Raw genomic sequence first — 13,279 nt, forward strand, 5'->3', positions numbered from 1 at the left:
CTCGCAAGCTCGTCAACCAACACTCGGTGGATCTGGCGCGCCCCGGACGGGGCTGGTCGCGTTCCTACTGGACGTTGTTCACTTCCTGCGCCGACGCGGCCACCGGGGCCGTCTCGGCCTTCGCTCCGGCCTCGCCCTTCGCTCCCGCCTCGTCGTTCGCTCCGGCCGCGGCCGCCGCCGTGGGACGCATCCGGGACGCGACGACGAGCGTGAGGACGACGACCACGGCCATGGCCAGGAAGACGTCGGAGTAGGCCGAGCCGTGGTGGCCGGAGAAGAGGGGGTTGATGGCGTCGCTGCCGCTCTGCCGCCTCGCGGACACCAGCACACCGAACACGGCCGGGCCGGTACCGGCCCCGAGGAACTGGGCGCCCTGGAGGATCCCGAGGCCGACACCGACCTGCTCGGGCGGAAGTTCGCTCGCCGCGGCGCCGATGATGGTGGTCATCACGAACATGAAGCCGATGCTCAGCCCGAGGATCCCGATGCCGGCGAAGACCACCGAGGAGCCGCCGGTGAAGGACGAGAGGAACAGCGAGAACAGCCCGATGAGGCCGAGCCCGAAGAGCACCAGGACCCGCGCGTTGACGCGGCCGGCGAGGCGGCCGATCCACGGCGAGAGGAGCGCGGTCACGACGCCGGCCGGGATCATGACCAACGCGCCCTTGCCCGGGGTGAGTTCGTTGACCTCCACGAGCAGCAGCGGGACGAACACCAGACCGCCGAGGTTGACGACCATCGCCAGGAACGCGACGAGGATGCCGGTCCGGTAGACGCGGTTGGTGAACAGCGACGGCGGGACGAACGGCTGGTCGACCCGGACGGTGCGCAGCCCGAAGACCACGAGCGCCACGACGGCGACCAACAGGCTGCCCCAGGCCAGCGGGTCGGTGAAGCCGGAGACCTGCGCCCGGGTCATGCCGAACAGGACGAGGCCGGCTCCGAGGCCGAGCAGGAGGCCGCCGGGGAGGTCGAGCCGGCCCGAGCCCTGCGGAGTCTCGTCCGGCAGTACGCGCAGGGCCGGGACGAGCAGCAGCAGCGAGACCACGAGCATGATCCAGAACAGCGCGGGCCAGCCGAGCGCCTCCCCGATGCCGCCGCCCAGCGCCGGGCCGGCGGCGGTGCCGACGCCCGCACCGGCGGAGACGACGCCGATCCCGACACCGCGCCGCTCCGGCGGCAGCAGCGTCGTGACGGCGATGATCGAGAGCACGGGGATCGCGGCCGCGCCGATGCCCGTCACGATCCGCCCGGCCACGAGCACGGCCAGGTTCGGGGAGAGCGCGCAGATCAGGCTTCCGAGGGCGTAGGTGAGCAGCGCGAACGCGAAGAGCCGGCGCAGGCTCACCCTGTCCGAGATGCGGCCGTACAGGGGGATCCCGACGGAGAACATCAGCAGGAAGCCGGTGACGACCCAGGCGAGTTCCGCCTCGGAAGCGCCGAACTCGGACCCGATCGTCGGGAGCATCAGGTTGACCATGTCGCTGGCCGTGACCGTGGCGAGGATCGCCGGCATCAGGACGGCGAGTAAGCCCATCCCCGAGCCGGTCCGCTCGGTCGTTGTCGACGTGGAAGTCATTCCAGGCCCTTCGGGTGACTTTCCGCCACCATGATAGTTACAGTTAGGGCAAAAGGGCGGCGGAGGCACTGCCTCCGCCATCGGTCAGCTGGTGACGCGTTGTGCGAGCTCCCGCTCACTGGCCAGCACTTGCCGGACGAGGTGGGCGATCGTCGTCCGCCCGAGCCGTTCCTTCATGGCCCGCTCCGCGTCCTGGAACTCCGCCTCGAGCAGCTTCTGCATGTTCCGCCCCACCTCGCACTCCGCGCTCGGCGGATGCGGGTGCCGCGAGAGGATCGGCCCCGCCTCCACCGCGGTGTACGCGTCGTAGAGCGTGATCTCGCGGGCGGGCCTGGCGAGCGACCAGCCGCCGTTGCGCCCCTCGGTGGACAGGACCAGGTCGGCGTCCCGCAGGCTGCCGAGGATCCGCCGCACCAGAACCGGATTGCTGGCCAGGCTCTCCGCGATCTCCACGGAGGTCAACGAGTGGTCCCAGCGCCCCAGCATGGTGAGTGCGTGGATCGCGACCGCGCTCCTGCTGCTGATGCTCACCGTGATGACCCCTTCGCGACGGTCGCCTCGCCGATCCAACTGCAACTACGCTAGTAGCGGTTTTATCCGGGTGTCAATCCGCCGAACGCGTGCGAGCTCACCAGGGCCAGCGCCACTCCTTGTTCTGCGGAACCACCCAGTAGTGCTCCAGTTCGACGCGCTCGAACAGCCACCGTCCGTCCTCGAACACATAGGTGTCGGAGAACCGGCCGACGCTCTGGTGCACCAGGTCCGCCCGGTCGAACCGGACGTGCTCCACGAAGAAGCAGGCGCCGGACGCGCGGTCGTCGCCCTCGACCTCCACCTGGTGGACCTGGTTGAAGTTCCTCAGGGCCACCTCGGAGGCGCCCTGGAGCTCGACCATCTTCGGCAGCAGCGCGCTGTAGTACTCCTGGATCGCCGCGCGCCCGCGGGCGTCGCCGAAGCTTCCGTAGTCCAGGTGCGCGTCCTTCGTGAACAGGGCGCCGAGGCCCTGCCAGTCCCGCGAGTTGAGGCAGTGGTGGAAGGCGTTGCGCAGCTTCGTGAGCTCACGGATCGCCTCCAGCTCCCGCACTCTGGCCGACAGTTCGTCGATCCGTGCCACCAGGTCAACCTCGTCCGCCATCGTGCATCCTCCCGAGCGCCTCGGATCCCGTTCCGCCTCTTGCCGGAACCGGACCGAGAGTCGCAGCCGCGGAACACGCGTCACAAGGCCCGCACGCCTTTCCTGTGGTCGGCCCGCAATCCTCCGACTCCCCCGCGCGACTAGGGTCGAGCTGCAGGAACGCCGGCGACACCCGACGGGAGACACCGTGAAGCAGTCGAAGCGCATAGCCCTGATCAGTGGTGCGGGCCGCAACATCGGCGCCGCGACGGCCAAGGAGCTGGCCGGCCGCGGCTACCACGTGATCGTGAACTACCGGAGCGACGCCGAGGCGGCGGCGGACGTGGTCACGGAGATCGAGTCGCGCGGCGGCACGGCCGAGGCGGCGCAGGCCGACGTCTGCGACGCCGACCAGGTCGGCGCCCTCGTCGAGCGGGTGCGGGCCGACCACGGGCGCATCGACCTGCTGATCTGCAACGCCAACACCGTGACACCGCCCTTCGCCTCCTTCGCCGAGCTGGGCTGGGACGCCTTCGCCGCGAAGGTCAACGGGGAGCTCGCCGGCTCCTTCTTCCTCACCCAGCACACGCTCGCCGTCATGCGCGAACAGCGGTCGGGCCGGATCATCTACATCTCCAGCACGGCCTCGGACACCATCGGCATGGCCCTGCCCCACTCCGTCGCCAAGGCGGCGCTGAACACCTTCAGCCGCCACATCGCCGGCATCGCCGCCGAGCACGGGGTGACCGTGAACACCGTCGCGCTCGGCGCCGTGCACACCGACGCCACGGCGGAGTTCAGCGAGGAGTTCTGGAAGTACACGACCGACCGCTCGGTGGCGGCACGCCGGGTGGAGCCGGCGGACGCCGCGCGCGCCGTGGCCCTCGTCGCCGACGACGGCTTCGCCTTCACCTCCGGCCAGGTGATCCGGGTCGACGGCGGCTTCGAGGTCCTCGACCAGCAGCTGCACCCCCTGGCGCACAGCTTCCGCTGACGGCGCTCCCGTGGGGCCGGGCGCCGGCGGCCGGCCCCACGGGACGCCCGGTGCACGGCGGGCACCCGGCGTGACGCGAGCGCCCGCGGGTCTATTCGAAGTGCCGCACCATCGGGTTGAGTTGCCGGTCCAGGACCTCGAAGCCGCCGTCCACCCGGAGCACCTGGCCCACCGACCCGCTGAAGTCCTCGTCGGCGAGCATCGCGATGCTGCGGGCCGCCTCGTCGGCCTCGAGCAGCCGGCCGGACGCCGACCGGCTCTCCATGAACGTGCGGAGGTCGTCCGTCATGACACCCGCGGTGGCGTCGGTCCGCACCGCGCCGAAGGCGACGGTGTTGACGACGACCCCGTACTGGGCGGCGACGCCCGCGACGTGCCGGCTGAAGGTGTTGAGCGCGGCCTTGGCCGTGGAGTGGGCCGCGACGGTGCCGATCGTGTCCGCCGCGGTGCTCGAGACGTAGACGATCCGGCCCCTGCGCTCCTCCACCATGGCGCCCAGCACGGCCTGGGTGAGGAAGTACGCTCCCGCCAACTCCCCGGTCACCTTCCCGATGAAGTGGTCCCAGGAGAGCGTGAGCAGGGGCTCGAACGGCGGGTTCACCGTGTTGGCGTTGCAGACCAGGGCGTCGAGGCGACCCCGGTCGGCGCGGATGCGGTCGAGCATCCCCGACACCTGCCCGGGATCGCAGACATCGGCCCGCAGCGCCTGGGCCGATCCGCCCGCGGCCTCGATCGAACGCACCACCTCCGCTGCCGCGTCGGCGTTCTGACGGTAGTTCACGACCACGTGGTAGCCGCGCCTTCCCATCTCCCGCGCGGTAGCCGCTCCGATCCCGCGGCTCGCACCGCTGATCAGCACCACCCGCTGTGACTGCTCCACGTTTCCTCCCTGGTCCTGGGCGTCCGGGGTCTGCCCGTCAGGCGACCTTGGACCCGGACCGGCCGCGCTGTCTCTACGGGTCTCCACCAGATTCCCCACCCCTCCCGTGGGGCTCCCGCGGCCCTCCCCCATGACCCCGCGGGGCTCGACGCCTTACCGCTTGTTTGCCTTTTGACAGAAGCTTCGTATCATGACATGATTCCCACACTGGGACGTGGACCGATCGGTCCAGTATCAATAGGGATTCACCGCGCGGAGCTTTCAGAGCCAGGGGCCGCTCCCGGCAAGAGGGTTCACCCAAGGGCGGGGCGACGGCCTCGCGACATTTTCCGACCGACATCACCGTCAAATCCCCTGCCGGCACCGGGGGCACGGCCCAGGTCGTGACTTCCCCGTTTCGCCGAGCAGTTCCCAGCCCGACCTCCGCCGACGGCCATCAATGGCGATGCCGCAGATCCCGAGGTCAGCCGCGGGCGACCGGCCCGACGCGCCCCAGTCCGCGTCGCGTTGTGAAGTGGCACCATTCGTCAGCTATGGGGGTGGCAGAAAATGGCCGGAGACGATAGGAATTGCCAAACCACAAAGGCCGGTATCAGAACCGATGAGGTCCCCGCGTTCCCGACGGCCAGGAACGTGGCGAATACCTACGCACCGGGAATCCCTCTCACCGAGAACCGCGCACTCCTGCCACCCGACGAGTTGAGTCTCGCCCTGAGCACCATCGAGTTCGCGAATCGCGGAGTCGACCGCGTGATGGTCAACGAGCAGGCCAAATGGCTGCTCGACACGGCGGAACCGCACCGGAACCCGCACCGCACCTGGCTCGCGATCCTGGCCCTGCTCTACGCCGGAGACCTCGAATCCGCCGACGCGCAGTGCAGGAGGCTCCGGGACGACCCCGCGTGGACGGGCTCGGCCCCGCGCCGGGAACTGCTCACCCTGCTGCGGGCACGGAGCAGCCTGCTCGCGGGGAGGGCCTGCCAGGCCGCGGACATGCTCCAGACCATGCTCGATCGCGGCACGTCCACGCAGTCGGCCTGCCTCGCGATCGCCTGGCTGATCGAGGCGCTGGTCCACCTCGGCGAACTCGACCGGGCGCACCAGGTGCTGCTCGACAGCAAGCTGGCCGGGCCGCTCGACCCCGACCTGCCGGACCGTGCCCACGTCCTGGCCGCCCGCGGGGCCCTCCACCTGGCCGGCGGGCAGTTCCGACACGCCATCGACGACTACATGGCGTGCGGCTGGGTCCTCGACAGCTGCTTCGTCGTCAACCCCGCAGTCATTCCATGGCGTTCGCGGGCCGTGTTCGGGGCGCTGGGCATCCGCCGGTACGACCTGGCACTCGCCCTCGCCGAGGAGGAGCTCATCGCGGCGAGGAAGTGGGGATCGCCGCGCGGCATCGGCATCGCCCTGCACGCCGTGGGCGTGGCACGCCGGGACGACACCTCCGTCGCCGCACTCGAGGAGGCCGTGGCACTGCTGGCCCAGGGCCACGCGCGCACCGAGTTCATGCAGGCCCTCTACGACCTCGGCATGATGCAGATCCGGCGCCAGGACGTGTCAGCGGGCCGCAGGCGGCTCGTCGAGGCGGCCATGGTCGCGTACGAGTGTCGCAACGCCTTCTGGCAGAAGCGCATCCGCTTCGCCCTGGAACGCCTCCAGGCCCCCGCCAACACCTCGAAGCTCACCCGCCAGGAGGAGAAGATCGCCTACCTGGCCCGTGCCGGACACAGCAACCGGCACATCGCCCAGATGACCTGCCTGACCGTCCGGACCGTCGAGTTCCACCTCTCCAGCGTGTACCGCAAGCTCTCCATCTCCGGCCGCCGGGAACTCGTCACCGCACTGATCTCCGTCCCGTCCTGACACCCCACCCCACCGCCCCCCACGACGGGCGAGCGGCGTGAGAGGAGAGCGCGAGGTCGACCACGGGGACGAAACTACGACGCGATACGAACTCCGCACCATCCAGGGCCTGTTCGGCGTCTAGGCTGAAGTACTTGTACCGCAGGGCCGTCTCGATGACGGCCCCGGGGTCCAGGTGCTTCGCTTCGTCCCGGGTGCTCCACCACGACGAATCCGGCCCGGGGACGGAGAAGGAAAGGCTGATCACAGGGGCTCTCCTCCGCCGGTTCCGCGGGGAAGAGGCCCACGTCGCCGAGGAGGCCTCATGCCCGACGCCCAGCGCAGCCGCTCCACTCCAGCCGCCCGACGGCGCCGGATCCTCCGGCGCACCGTCGAGGCCGGCCGCGCCCTCACGGCCGGCCTCGCCCTCACGGCCTGCCTGACCGCGCCCGCCGCCGCGACGCCGCCCGCGCAAACCACGGAAGGCCTCGCCCAGGGGCTCGACCGCTACTACGGGCAGCACCTCGACTGGCACGGCTGCGTCCTGGGCCCGGACGACCAGGACGGTGCCGCACTCGAACGGGCCGGCGCCCGCTGCACGGACGTCACCGTGCCGCTCGACTACGCGAACCCCGGCGGACGCACTGTCACGCTGGCGCTCTCCCGGATCAAGGCCACCGACACCCGCCACCGGATCGGCACACTGCTGCTCAACGACGGCGGCCCCGGCAGCCCGACGCTCGGCGCACCACCCCGGGTGCACGCCGCCCTCAAGGAGACCGCCGACCGCTTCGACATCGTCGGGCTGGACCCGCGCTTCGCCGGCCGCAGTGCGCAGATCGACTGCGGCTGGCCCGTCGGCTTCAGCATCCAGTCCTCCGGGACCGGCCGGACGGGCTTCGAGCGGCAGGTCGCTCTCCAGCGGGACCTCGCGGCCAAGTGCCGCTCGGCGGCCGGCGATCTGCTGCCGTACGCGAGCACCCGCGACACGGCCCGGGACCTGGACGTGGTCCGGGGCGCGCTCGGCGAGCGGAGGATCTCCTACCTCGGTCTGTCCTACGGCACGTACCTCGGCACGGTGTACACCCAGATGTTCCCGGGCCGCGTCGACCGGATGGTCCTGGACAGCGCGCTGGACCCGGGCCGCGTCGGCCCCGCGCTGGTCCCGAGCCAGCTGCCCGGGCTCGAGCACGCGTTCGCCGACTGGGCGGACTGGGCGGCGGCCCGCCACGACACGTACGGGCTCGGCCGCACCCGCGAGGAGGTGACCGCCGGGATCCTGCACACCGTGGAGACCGCCGCGAACCGCCCGCTCGTCGTCGGCACCGGCGCCGACGCCTTCGAACTCGACGACTCCCGGGTGCCGTTGCTGCTCTTCGCGGGGCTCCAGGGCGACTCCGCCCCGGAACGGGCCTCCCTCGCCGAGCAGGTGACGATGCTCGCCGAGGCTGCGGCGGGCCGGCCGGTCACCCCGACCGCGGACACCACCGCCCTGCTGCGATTCCTGTTCAGCCCGCAGGGGTCGCCGGCCGGCAGCGCCATGCAGGCCATCGCGTGCGCGGACGGAACCGCGTCCCGCGACCCCGAACACTACTGGCGCGAGATCGAGCGCAGTCGCGCCGAGAGCCCGCTGTTCGGCCCGCTGCTCGACAACATCACCCCCTGCGCCTTCTGGGACCGCCCGCGCGAGGCGCCCACCCAGGTGCTCCGCGACGCCCGGGCGCTGATCCTCTCCGCCACCGGCGACCCCCGCGCCCCCTACCGCGGCGGCGTCGCCCTGCACGACATGCTGCCCGGCTCGCGCCTGCTGACCCTCCAGGGCGCCAACCAGCACGGGCTGTACGGGATCTACGGCAACGCCTGCGTGGACGACACGGTCAACGCCTACCTGGCCGGCGGACGCCTGCCGGACACCGACCCGACCTGCACCCGCCAGTAGCCGGCCGCCTTCGGTGCGGGCCCGCGGACGCTTCACGGGCCCGCACCGCACCGAAGGCCCCGGGCCGGCCAGGGCCGTCGGCCGGGCCCGGGCGGCCCGCGACCACCCGGCCCGCAGCGGGTGCTCGCCCGTCCGCCGGGTGCCGGGGCCGATCGGCACCGATGGCCAGGAGTACGGTCCTGGCCGGGGGCGGCTCCAGGAGTCCGCTCCCGGGCGCGGTTTCGTCCTGGGTGCGGACGAACTCCCCTGCCCCCGAATGGTCCTCTTGATGAAGGCCGGGAATCACCGGCGCCATTCATCGGAGGGGTCCTTTCGTGTACGAGCACGCACCGCACAGCCGATTCCCGCTCTCCCGCCGGGGCGGCCGACGCCGGGCGGTGGCGGTCGTGACCGCCGTGGCCGCCGGGATCATGGCGGCCGGGGCGCTGGCACCGACCGCGGCGTTCGCGGGCGGCAGGCCGGACAGCGTCCAGTCGGGCCTGAACGCGCTGGTGAAGGACGACGGCATGCCCGCCGCGCTGGCCTCCGTCAAGGGCCGCGACGGCCGCACCCGCAACTACACCGCCGGCGTCGGCGACCTCGCCACCGGGGCCAAGGTCCCCGTGGACGGGCAGGTGCGGATCGGCAGCAACACCAAGGCCTTCACAGCCGTCGTGGCGCTGCAACTCGTCGGCGAAGGAAAGCTGGGCCTGGACTCCCCCGTCGAGACCTACCTGCCGGGTCTGCTGCGCGGCGACGGCATCGACGGGCGCGACATCACCGTCCGTCAGCTGCTCCAGCACACCAGCGGCCTGCCCGAGTACGTGGACAAGGGCTCGATCCTCGCCGGTCCGAAGCGGTACTACGAACCGCGTGAACTGCTCGACTTGGCCCTCGCCCAGAAGGCTCACTTCGCCCCGGGCACGCGCTGGGAGTACAGCAACACCAACTACCTGATGGCGGGCCTGATCATCCAGAAGGTCACCGGGCGGCCACTCGGCGAGGAGGTCAACCGGCGCGTCGTCGACCGCATCGGCCTGCGCCACACCTACTTCCCCACCCCGGGGGACATGAGCATCCACGAGGCCCACCCCAAGGGTTACCACCGGGACGCCGACGGCTCGCTCCGCGACTACACCGAACTGGACCCGTCCTGGGGCTGGGCGGCGGGCGCCGTCGTCTCCACCGACAGCGATCTCAACTCGTTCTACGCCGCGCTCCTCGGCGGCCGGCTCCTGCCCGCGGCGCAGCTCGCCGAGATGCGCACCACCGTCCCCGCCGACGTGGTGGCTCCGGGCATGCGCTACGGGCTGGGCCTGACGAGCCGGCCGCTGTCGTGCGGTGGCGTGTACTGGGGCCACGGCGGGACCATTCCGGGCTACGACACCGCCGGGGGCGCCACCGACGACGGCCGCGCCATCAGCATCACGGTGACCACGATCCCGGATGACGCGGTCAAGAAGCACGTGGAGGCCACGGTGGACTCCGCCCTGTGCCGCTGACCCTCGCCGATCCGGCCTGAGCGTCCACAACCGGTACGACCAGCGGGTTCTGCGCGCACCCGCGCGCGGAACCCGCGCGCCCCGCCGATTCCCCACCCCAGCAGAGGAGTTCCTCCATGAACGAGCACGTCCAGCACGACCGGGCCGACCGACGCCGCCGTGGCCGGCGCGGGTTGGCGGTGGCCGTGGCCTCCGTGGCCGCCGGCGTCGTGGCGGCCACGGCGACGGCACCGACCGCGGCGTTCGCGGGCGGCAGGCCGGACAGCGTCCAGTCGAGCCTGAACGCGCTGGTGAAGGACGACGGCCTGCCCGCCGCGCTGGCCTCCGTCAAGGGCCGCGACGGCCGCACCCGCAACTACACCGCCGGCGTCGGCGACCTCGCCACCGGGGCCAAGGTCCCCGTGGACGGGCAGATCCGCGCCGGCAGCAACACCAAGGCCTTCACAGCCGTCGTCGTCCTCCAGCTCGTCGCCGAGGGAAAGCTGGGCCTGGACTCCCCCGTCGAGACCTACCTCCCCGGCCTGCTGCGCGGCGACGGCATCGACGGGCGCGACATCACCGTCCGTCAGCTGCTCCAGCACACCAGCGGCCTGCCCGACTACATGGAGACCCCCGCACTCCCGGACTTCCCCACGATCCAGTACCTCTACTTCGAGCCCCGCGACCTCCTCGACAGCGCCCTCGCCCAGAAGGCCCGCTTCCCCGCGGGTACCGGTTGGGGGTACAGCAACACCAACTACGTCGTCGCCGGACTCCTCGTCCAGAAGGTCACCGGGCGGCCCGCCGGCGAGGAGATCACCAAGCGCGTCATCGACCGCATCGGCCTGCGCCACACCTACTTCCCCGCCCCCGGGGACATGAGCATCCACGAGGCCCACCCGCACGGCTACTACCGCAGCTCGCCGGACGCGCCTCCGATCGACTACACCGAGATGGACTCCTCGCCGGCCTGGGCGGCGGGGGCGGTCGTCTCCACCAACACCGACCTCAACTCGTTCTACGCCGCGCTCCTCGGCGGCCGGCTCCTGCCCGCGGCGCAGCTCGCCGAGATGCGCACCACCGTCCCCGCCGAGCCCCTGGGCCCGGGGGTCCGCTACGGGCTGGGTCTGCAGAGCAGGCCGCTCTCCTGTGGTGGCCTCTTCTGGGGCCACGGCGGGACCACCGCGGGATACCGCTCCCGCAACGGGGTCACCGACGACGGTCGCGCCGCCGCCATCACGGTCACCGCCATCCCGGGTGAGGTCGGCGCGCAGCACATGGCGGACGCCCTGGACGCGGCCCTCTGCCGCTGACCCACCCCTCGGAGCGGACCGGGCCCAGGCCCCGGCAGCCACGGAACGTCACAACAACTCCGTGATCGCCGGGGCCTCTTGCCTGCTTTCCCGCCGGGACACCCGTCCATGCCCCTCTGCGCGACCTCTCAGCCGGGCTCGGCTCGACCCTGCCCGGCCCGGCGACGGCCGGCCCGGCCCGCTTTCAGCCCGCCGGGTTCGCGCGCCGAGCCTCCACCAGGCCCGACTCGTAAGCCGCGATCACCGCCTGGGCGCGGTCACGGACACTCAGCTTGGCGAAGACGCTGGTGATGTAGTTCTTGACCGTGGAGACGCTGATGCCCATCGCCGACGCGATCTCGGCGTTGTCGAGGCCGGTGGCCAGCAGGTGCCACACCTCGATCTCACGGGGCGTCAGTTCACCCAGGTCGGACACCGGCACCGGTGAGGGCGGCTGCGGCAGGCGGGGCGTGGTGACGTAAGTGGAGATCAAGCGGGTGAGCAGGCGCGGAGCCACCGCCGCCTCCCCGGTGTGCACGGTGCGCACGGCCGCCGAGAGCTCCTCCGGGGAGACGTCCTTGGGAAGGAACCCGGAGGCGCCGGCGCGCAGGGCAGCCACCACGTACTCGTCCATGTCGAAGGTGCTCAGCGCCAGGACCCTGCATGCGGGCAGCTCCCGCGTGATCCGCTCGGTCGCCTGGACCCCGTCGAGAACCGGCATCCGGATGTCCATCACGACGACGTGCGGCCGGTGCCGGTGCGCGAGGTCGACCGCTCGCTGCCCGTCGTCCGCCTCGGCCACCACCTCGAACGCCGGGTCCGGTGCCAGGATCAGGGCCAGGCCCCGCCGCACCAGCGGCTGGTCGTCCGCGATCAGCACCCTGATCCGCTCCGGGGTTTCCGTCATCCGAGCAGTTCCTCTCCGTCGGCCGGCGCCACCGGCAGGCTGGCCACCACCCGGAAGCCGCCACCGTCGACGCCGCCGGCCACCATGCTGCCGCCCTGCAGCGCGACGCGTTCGCGCATGCCGATCAGACCGTACCCGGTGCGGCCCGCCCTCGGCCCGGCCGCACTGCCCGCCCGCGCCAGGGCCCCCACCAGGGTGTCGGCCGACGCGGCGGCGCCGTTGTCGGACACCTCGACGGTGACCCGGTCCGGGTGGTACGTCAGCTGGACCCGCGCCTCGGCCCGGCCGGCATGCTTGCGGGTGTTGGTGAGGGACTCCTGGACGATCCGGAACACCGCCAGGCCGGTGCTCGGCGGCAGCGGACGCTCCTCCCCCAGGACGGCGAACTCCGTGGGCAGACCGGCCCTGCGGGACTCCTCGACGAGCCCTGCGAGGTGCCCGACACCGGGCTGCGGCGCGGACGGCGCCCCGTCCGCCTCCTCCGGCGCGTCGCCGGCCCGGAGCACGTCGAGCAGTTGGCGCATCTCGCGCAGCGCCATCCGCCCGGAGCCCTCCAGCGTGACCAGGGCGTCGCGCACCACCTCGGTGTCGTTCCCGAGGTTCGCTCTGGCACCGCCGGCCATCAGCTGCATGGTGGTGATGTGGTGGGCCACGATGTCGTGCAACTCCCGTGCGATGCGGCGCCGTTCCTGCGCCACCGCGCGGTCGGCCAGCAGCCTGCGCCTGACCTCCACCTCGTGCTGCCAACGCTTCAGCACCTCGGCCGCGGCGACGACCAGCGCCGCGGCGAACACGTTGACCGCCATCTCCCCCACCGGAGGGGGCAGCGGATGCCCCCGGCCCAGCAGTGGCACGGCGGCCGCGACCAAAGCAGCCGGCGCCGCCACCGCGATGCCGCGGGAGCGGGCCACGGCGAACAGCGCGACGCACAGCGTGCAGTTGAAGTGCTGCGGCACCGGCCCGCTCAGGTTCAGTGCCAGGCCGAGGACCAGCACACCCGCCAGTGACGCCAGCGGGTAGCGGCGCCTGGTGAGCAGCGGCATGGCCGCCAGTACGAGCAGGACCAGCGCGGTCAGGGCGATCGGCTGGCTTCCGTCCGGACCGCCGACCGTGTAGCCGAGGAGGTCCAGGGCGGCCGCCCCGACGGCCGGCAGCGCGTCACTGGCCGTCCAGGGCAGGCCGTCGGCTCTCGGCGACGGCGGCAGGCGCCGCTGGTGCGTCGACATGCTGGTGCTGGTCCTTTCTGTGGCCGGTCGGCACTGGTCTTCG

At 72.0% G+C, this 13,279-nt stretch carries 11 protein-coding genes; 5 read left to right on the plus strand and 6 right to left on the minus strand.

Going from position 1 to position 13,279, the window contains the following annotated elements; genetic code table 11:
• Positions 1-64: 64 nt before the first annotated feature.
• From ACZ5OX_RS27265 to ACZ5OX_RS27275, 3 genes are all read right to left on the minus strand, one after another.
• Complete coding sequence (locus tag ACZ5OX_RS27265; protein WP_465633728.1) at positions 65-1,579, minus strand: MFS transporter; 1,515 nt, start codon at positions 1,577-1,579, stop codon at positions 65-67.
• 84 nt (positions 1,580-1,663) lie between these two features.
• Positions 1,664-2,110 carry an RrF2 family transcriptional regulator gene (locus tag ACZ5OX_RS27270; RefSeq protein WP_449790851.1) on the minus strand — a complete coding sequence of 149 codons (447 nt, stop codon included), beginning with the start codon at positions 2,108-2,110 and terminating at the stop codon, positions 1,664-1,666.
• A 97-nt stretch (positions 2,111-2,207) separates the two neighbouring features.
• Positions 2,208-2,714 carry a nuclear transport factor 2 family protein gene (locus tag ACZ5OX_RS27275; RefSeq protein ID WP_465633730.1) on the minus strand — a complete coding sequence of 169 codons (507 nt, stop codon included), beginning with the start codon at positions 2,712-2,714 and terminating at the stop codon, positions 2,208-2,210.
• Between the two features lie 187 nt (positions 2,715-2,901).
• Here ACZ5OX_RS27275 and ACZ5OX_RS27280 point away from each other — a divergent pair, with 187 nt between their 5' ends.
• Positions 2,902-3,687, plus strand: a complete 786-nt coding sequence (locus ACZ5OX_RS27280) for an SDR family oxidoreductase (RefSeq protein WP_465633731.1) — start codon at positions 2,902-2,904, stop codon at positions 3,685-3,687.
• A gap of 91 nt (positions 3,688-3,778) precedes the next feature.
• On the opposite strand, the gene ACZ5OX_RS27285 is transcribed toward ACZ5OX_RS27280, so the two are convergent.
• Entirely contained in the window at positions 3,779-4,567 is a 789-nt protein-coding gene (locus ACZ5OX_RS27285) for an SDR family oxidoreductase (protein WP_465633732.1), read from the minus strand.
• A 753-nt stretch (positions 4,568-5,320) separates the two neighbouring features.
• On the opposite strand from ACZ5OX_RS27285, the gene ACZ5OX_RS27290 reads away from it, so the two are divergent.
• From ACZ5OX_RS27290 to ACZ5OX_RS27305, 4 genes are all read left to right on the plus strand, one after another.
• On the plus strand, positions 5,321-6,433 hold the full coding sequence (locus ACZ5OX_RS27290) for a helix-turn-helix transcriptional regulator (protein ID WP_465633842.1): 1,113 nt from the start codon (positions 5,321-5,323) through the stop codon (positions 6,431-6,433).
• Positions 6,434-6,737: 304 nt separating this feature from the next.
• Positions 6,738-8,351: an alpha/beta hydrolase gene (locus tag ACZ5OX_RS27295; RefSeq protein WP_465633733.1), complete on the plus strand. Its 1,614-nt coding sequence runs from the start codon at positions 6,738-6,740 to the stop codon at positions 8,349-8,351.
• Positions 8,352-8,665: 314 nt separating this feature from the next.
• Positions 8,666-9,832 (plus strand): serine hydrolase domain-containing protein, encoded by a 1,167-nt coding sequence (locus ACZ5OX_RS27300; RefSeq protein ID WP_465633734.1) that lies wholly within the window; start codon positions 8,666-8,668, stop codon positions 9,830-9,832.
• Between the two features lie 116 nt (positions 9,833-9,948).
• Positions 9,949-11,124, plus strand: coding sequence for a serine hydrolase domain-containing protein (locus tag ACZ5OX_RS27305; protein WP_465633736.1), 1,176 nt, complete (start codon positions 9,949-9,951; stop codon positions 11,122-11,124).
• Between the two features lie 184 nt (positions 11,125-11,308).
• On the opposite strand, the gene ACZ5OX_RS27310 is transcribed toward ACZ5OX_RS27305, so the two are convergent.
• Together ACZ5OX_RS27310 and ACZ5OX_RS27315 are read right to left on the minus strand one after the other, a co-directional pair.
• Positions 11,309-12,010 carry a response regulator transcription factor gene (locus ACZ5OX_RS27310; protein ID WP_465633737.1) on the minus strand — a complete coding sequence of 234 codons (702 nt, stop codon included), beginning with the start codon at positions 12,008-12,010 and terminating at the stop codon, positions 11,309-11,311.
• On the minus strand, positions 12,007-13,236 hold the full coding sequence (locus ACZ5OX_RS27315; RefSeq protein ID WP_465633738.1) for a sensor histidine kinase: 1,230 nt from the start codon (positions 13,234-13,236) through the stop codon (positions 12,007-12,009). The genes ACZ5OX_RS27310 and ACZ5OX_RS27315 overlap by 4 nt, the downstream gene beginning before the upstream one ends.
• Between the last annotated feature and the right edge of the window lie 43 nt (positions 13,237-13,279).

The organism is Kitasatospora sp. NPDC032121 (assembly GCF_055580145.1).

Coding starts and splice junctions, on each gene's coding strand:
- ACZ5OX_RS27310 (WP_465633737.1), bottom strand. CDS start 12,010: ATGACGGAAACCCCGGAGCGGATCAGGGTGCTGATCGCGGACGACCAG.
- ACZ5OX_RS27295 (WP_465633733.1), top strand. CDS start 6,738: ATGCCCGACGCCCAGCGCAGCCGCTCCACTCCAGCCGCCCGACGGCGC.
- ACZ5OX_RS27275 (WP_465633730.1), bottom strand. CDS start 2,714: ATGGCGGACGAGGTTGACCTGGTGGCACGGATCGACGAACTGTCGGCC.
- ACZ5OX_RS27315 (WP_465633738.1), bottom strand. CDS start 13,236: ATGTCGACGCACCAGCGGCGCCTGCCGCCGTCGCCGAGAGCCGACGGC.
- ACZ5OX_RS27290 (WP_465633842.1), top strand. CDS start 5,321: ATGGTCAACGAGCAGGCCAAATGGCTGCTCGACACGGCGGAACCGCAC.
- ACZ5OX_RS27265 (WP_465633728.1), bottom strand. CDS start 1,579: ATGACTTCCACGTCGACAACGACCGAGCGGACCGGCTCGGGGATGGGC.
- ACZ5OX_RS27305 (WP_465633736.1), top strand. CDS start 9,949: ATGAACGAGCACGTCCAGCACGACCGGGCCGACCGACGCCGCCGTGGC.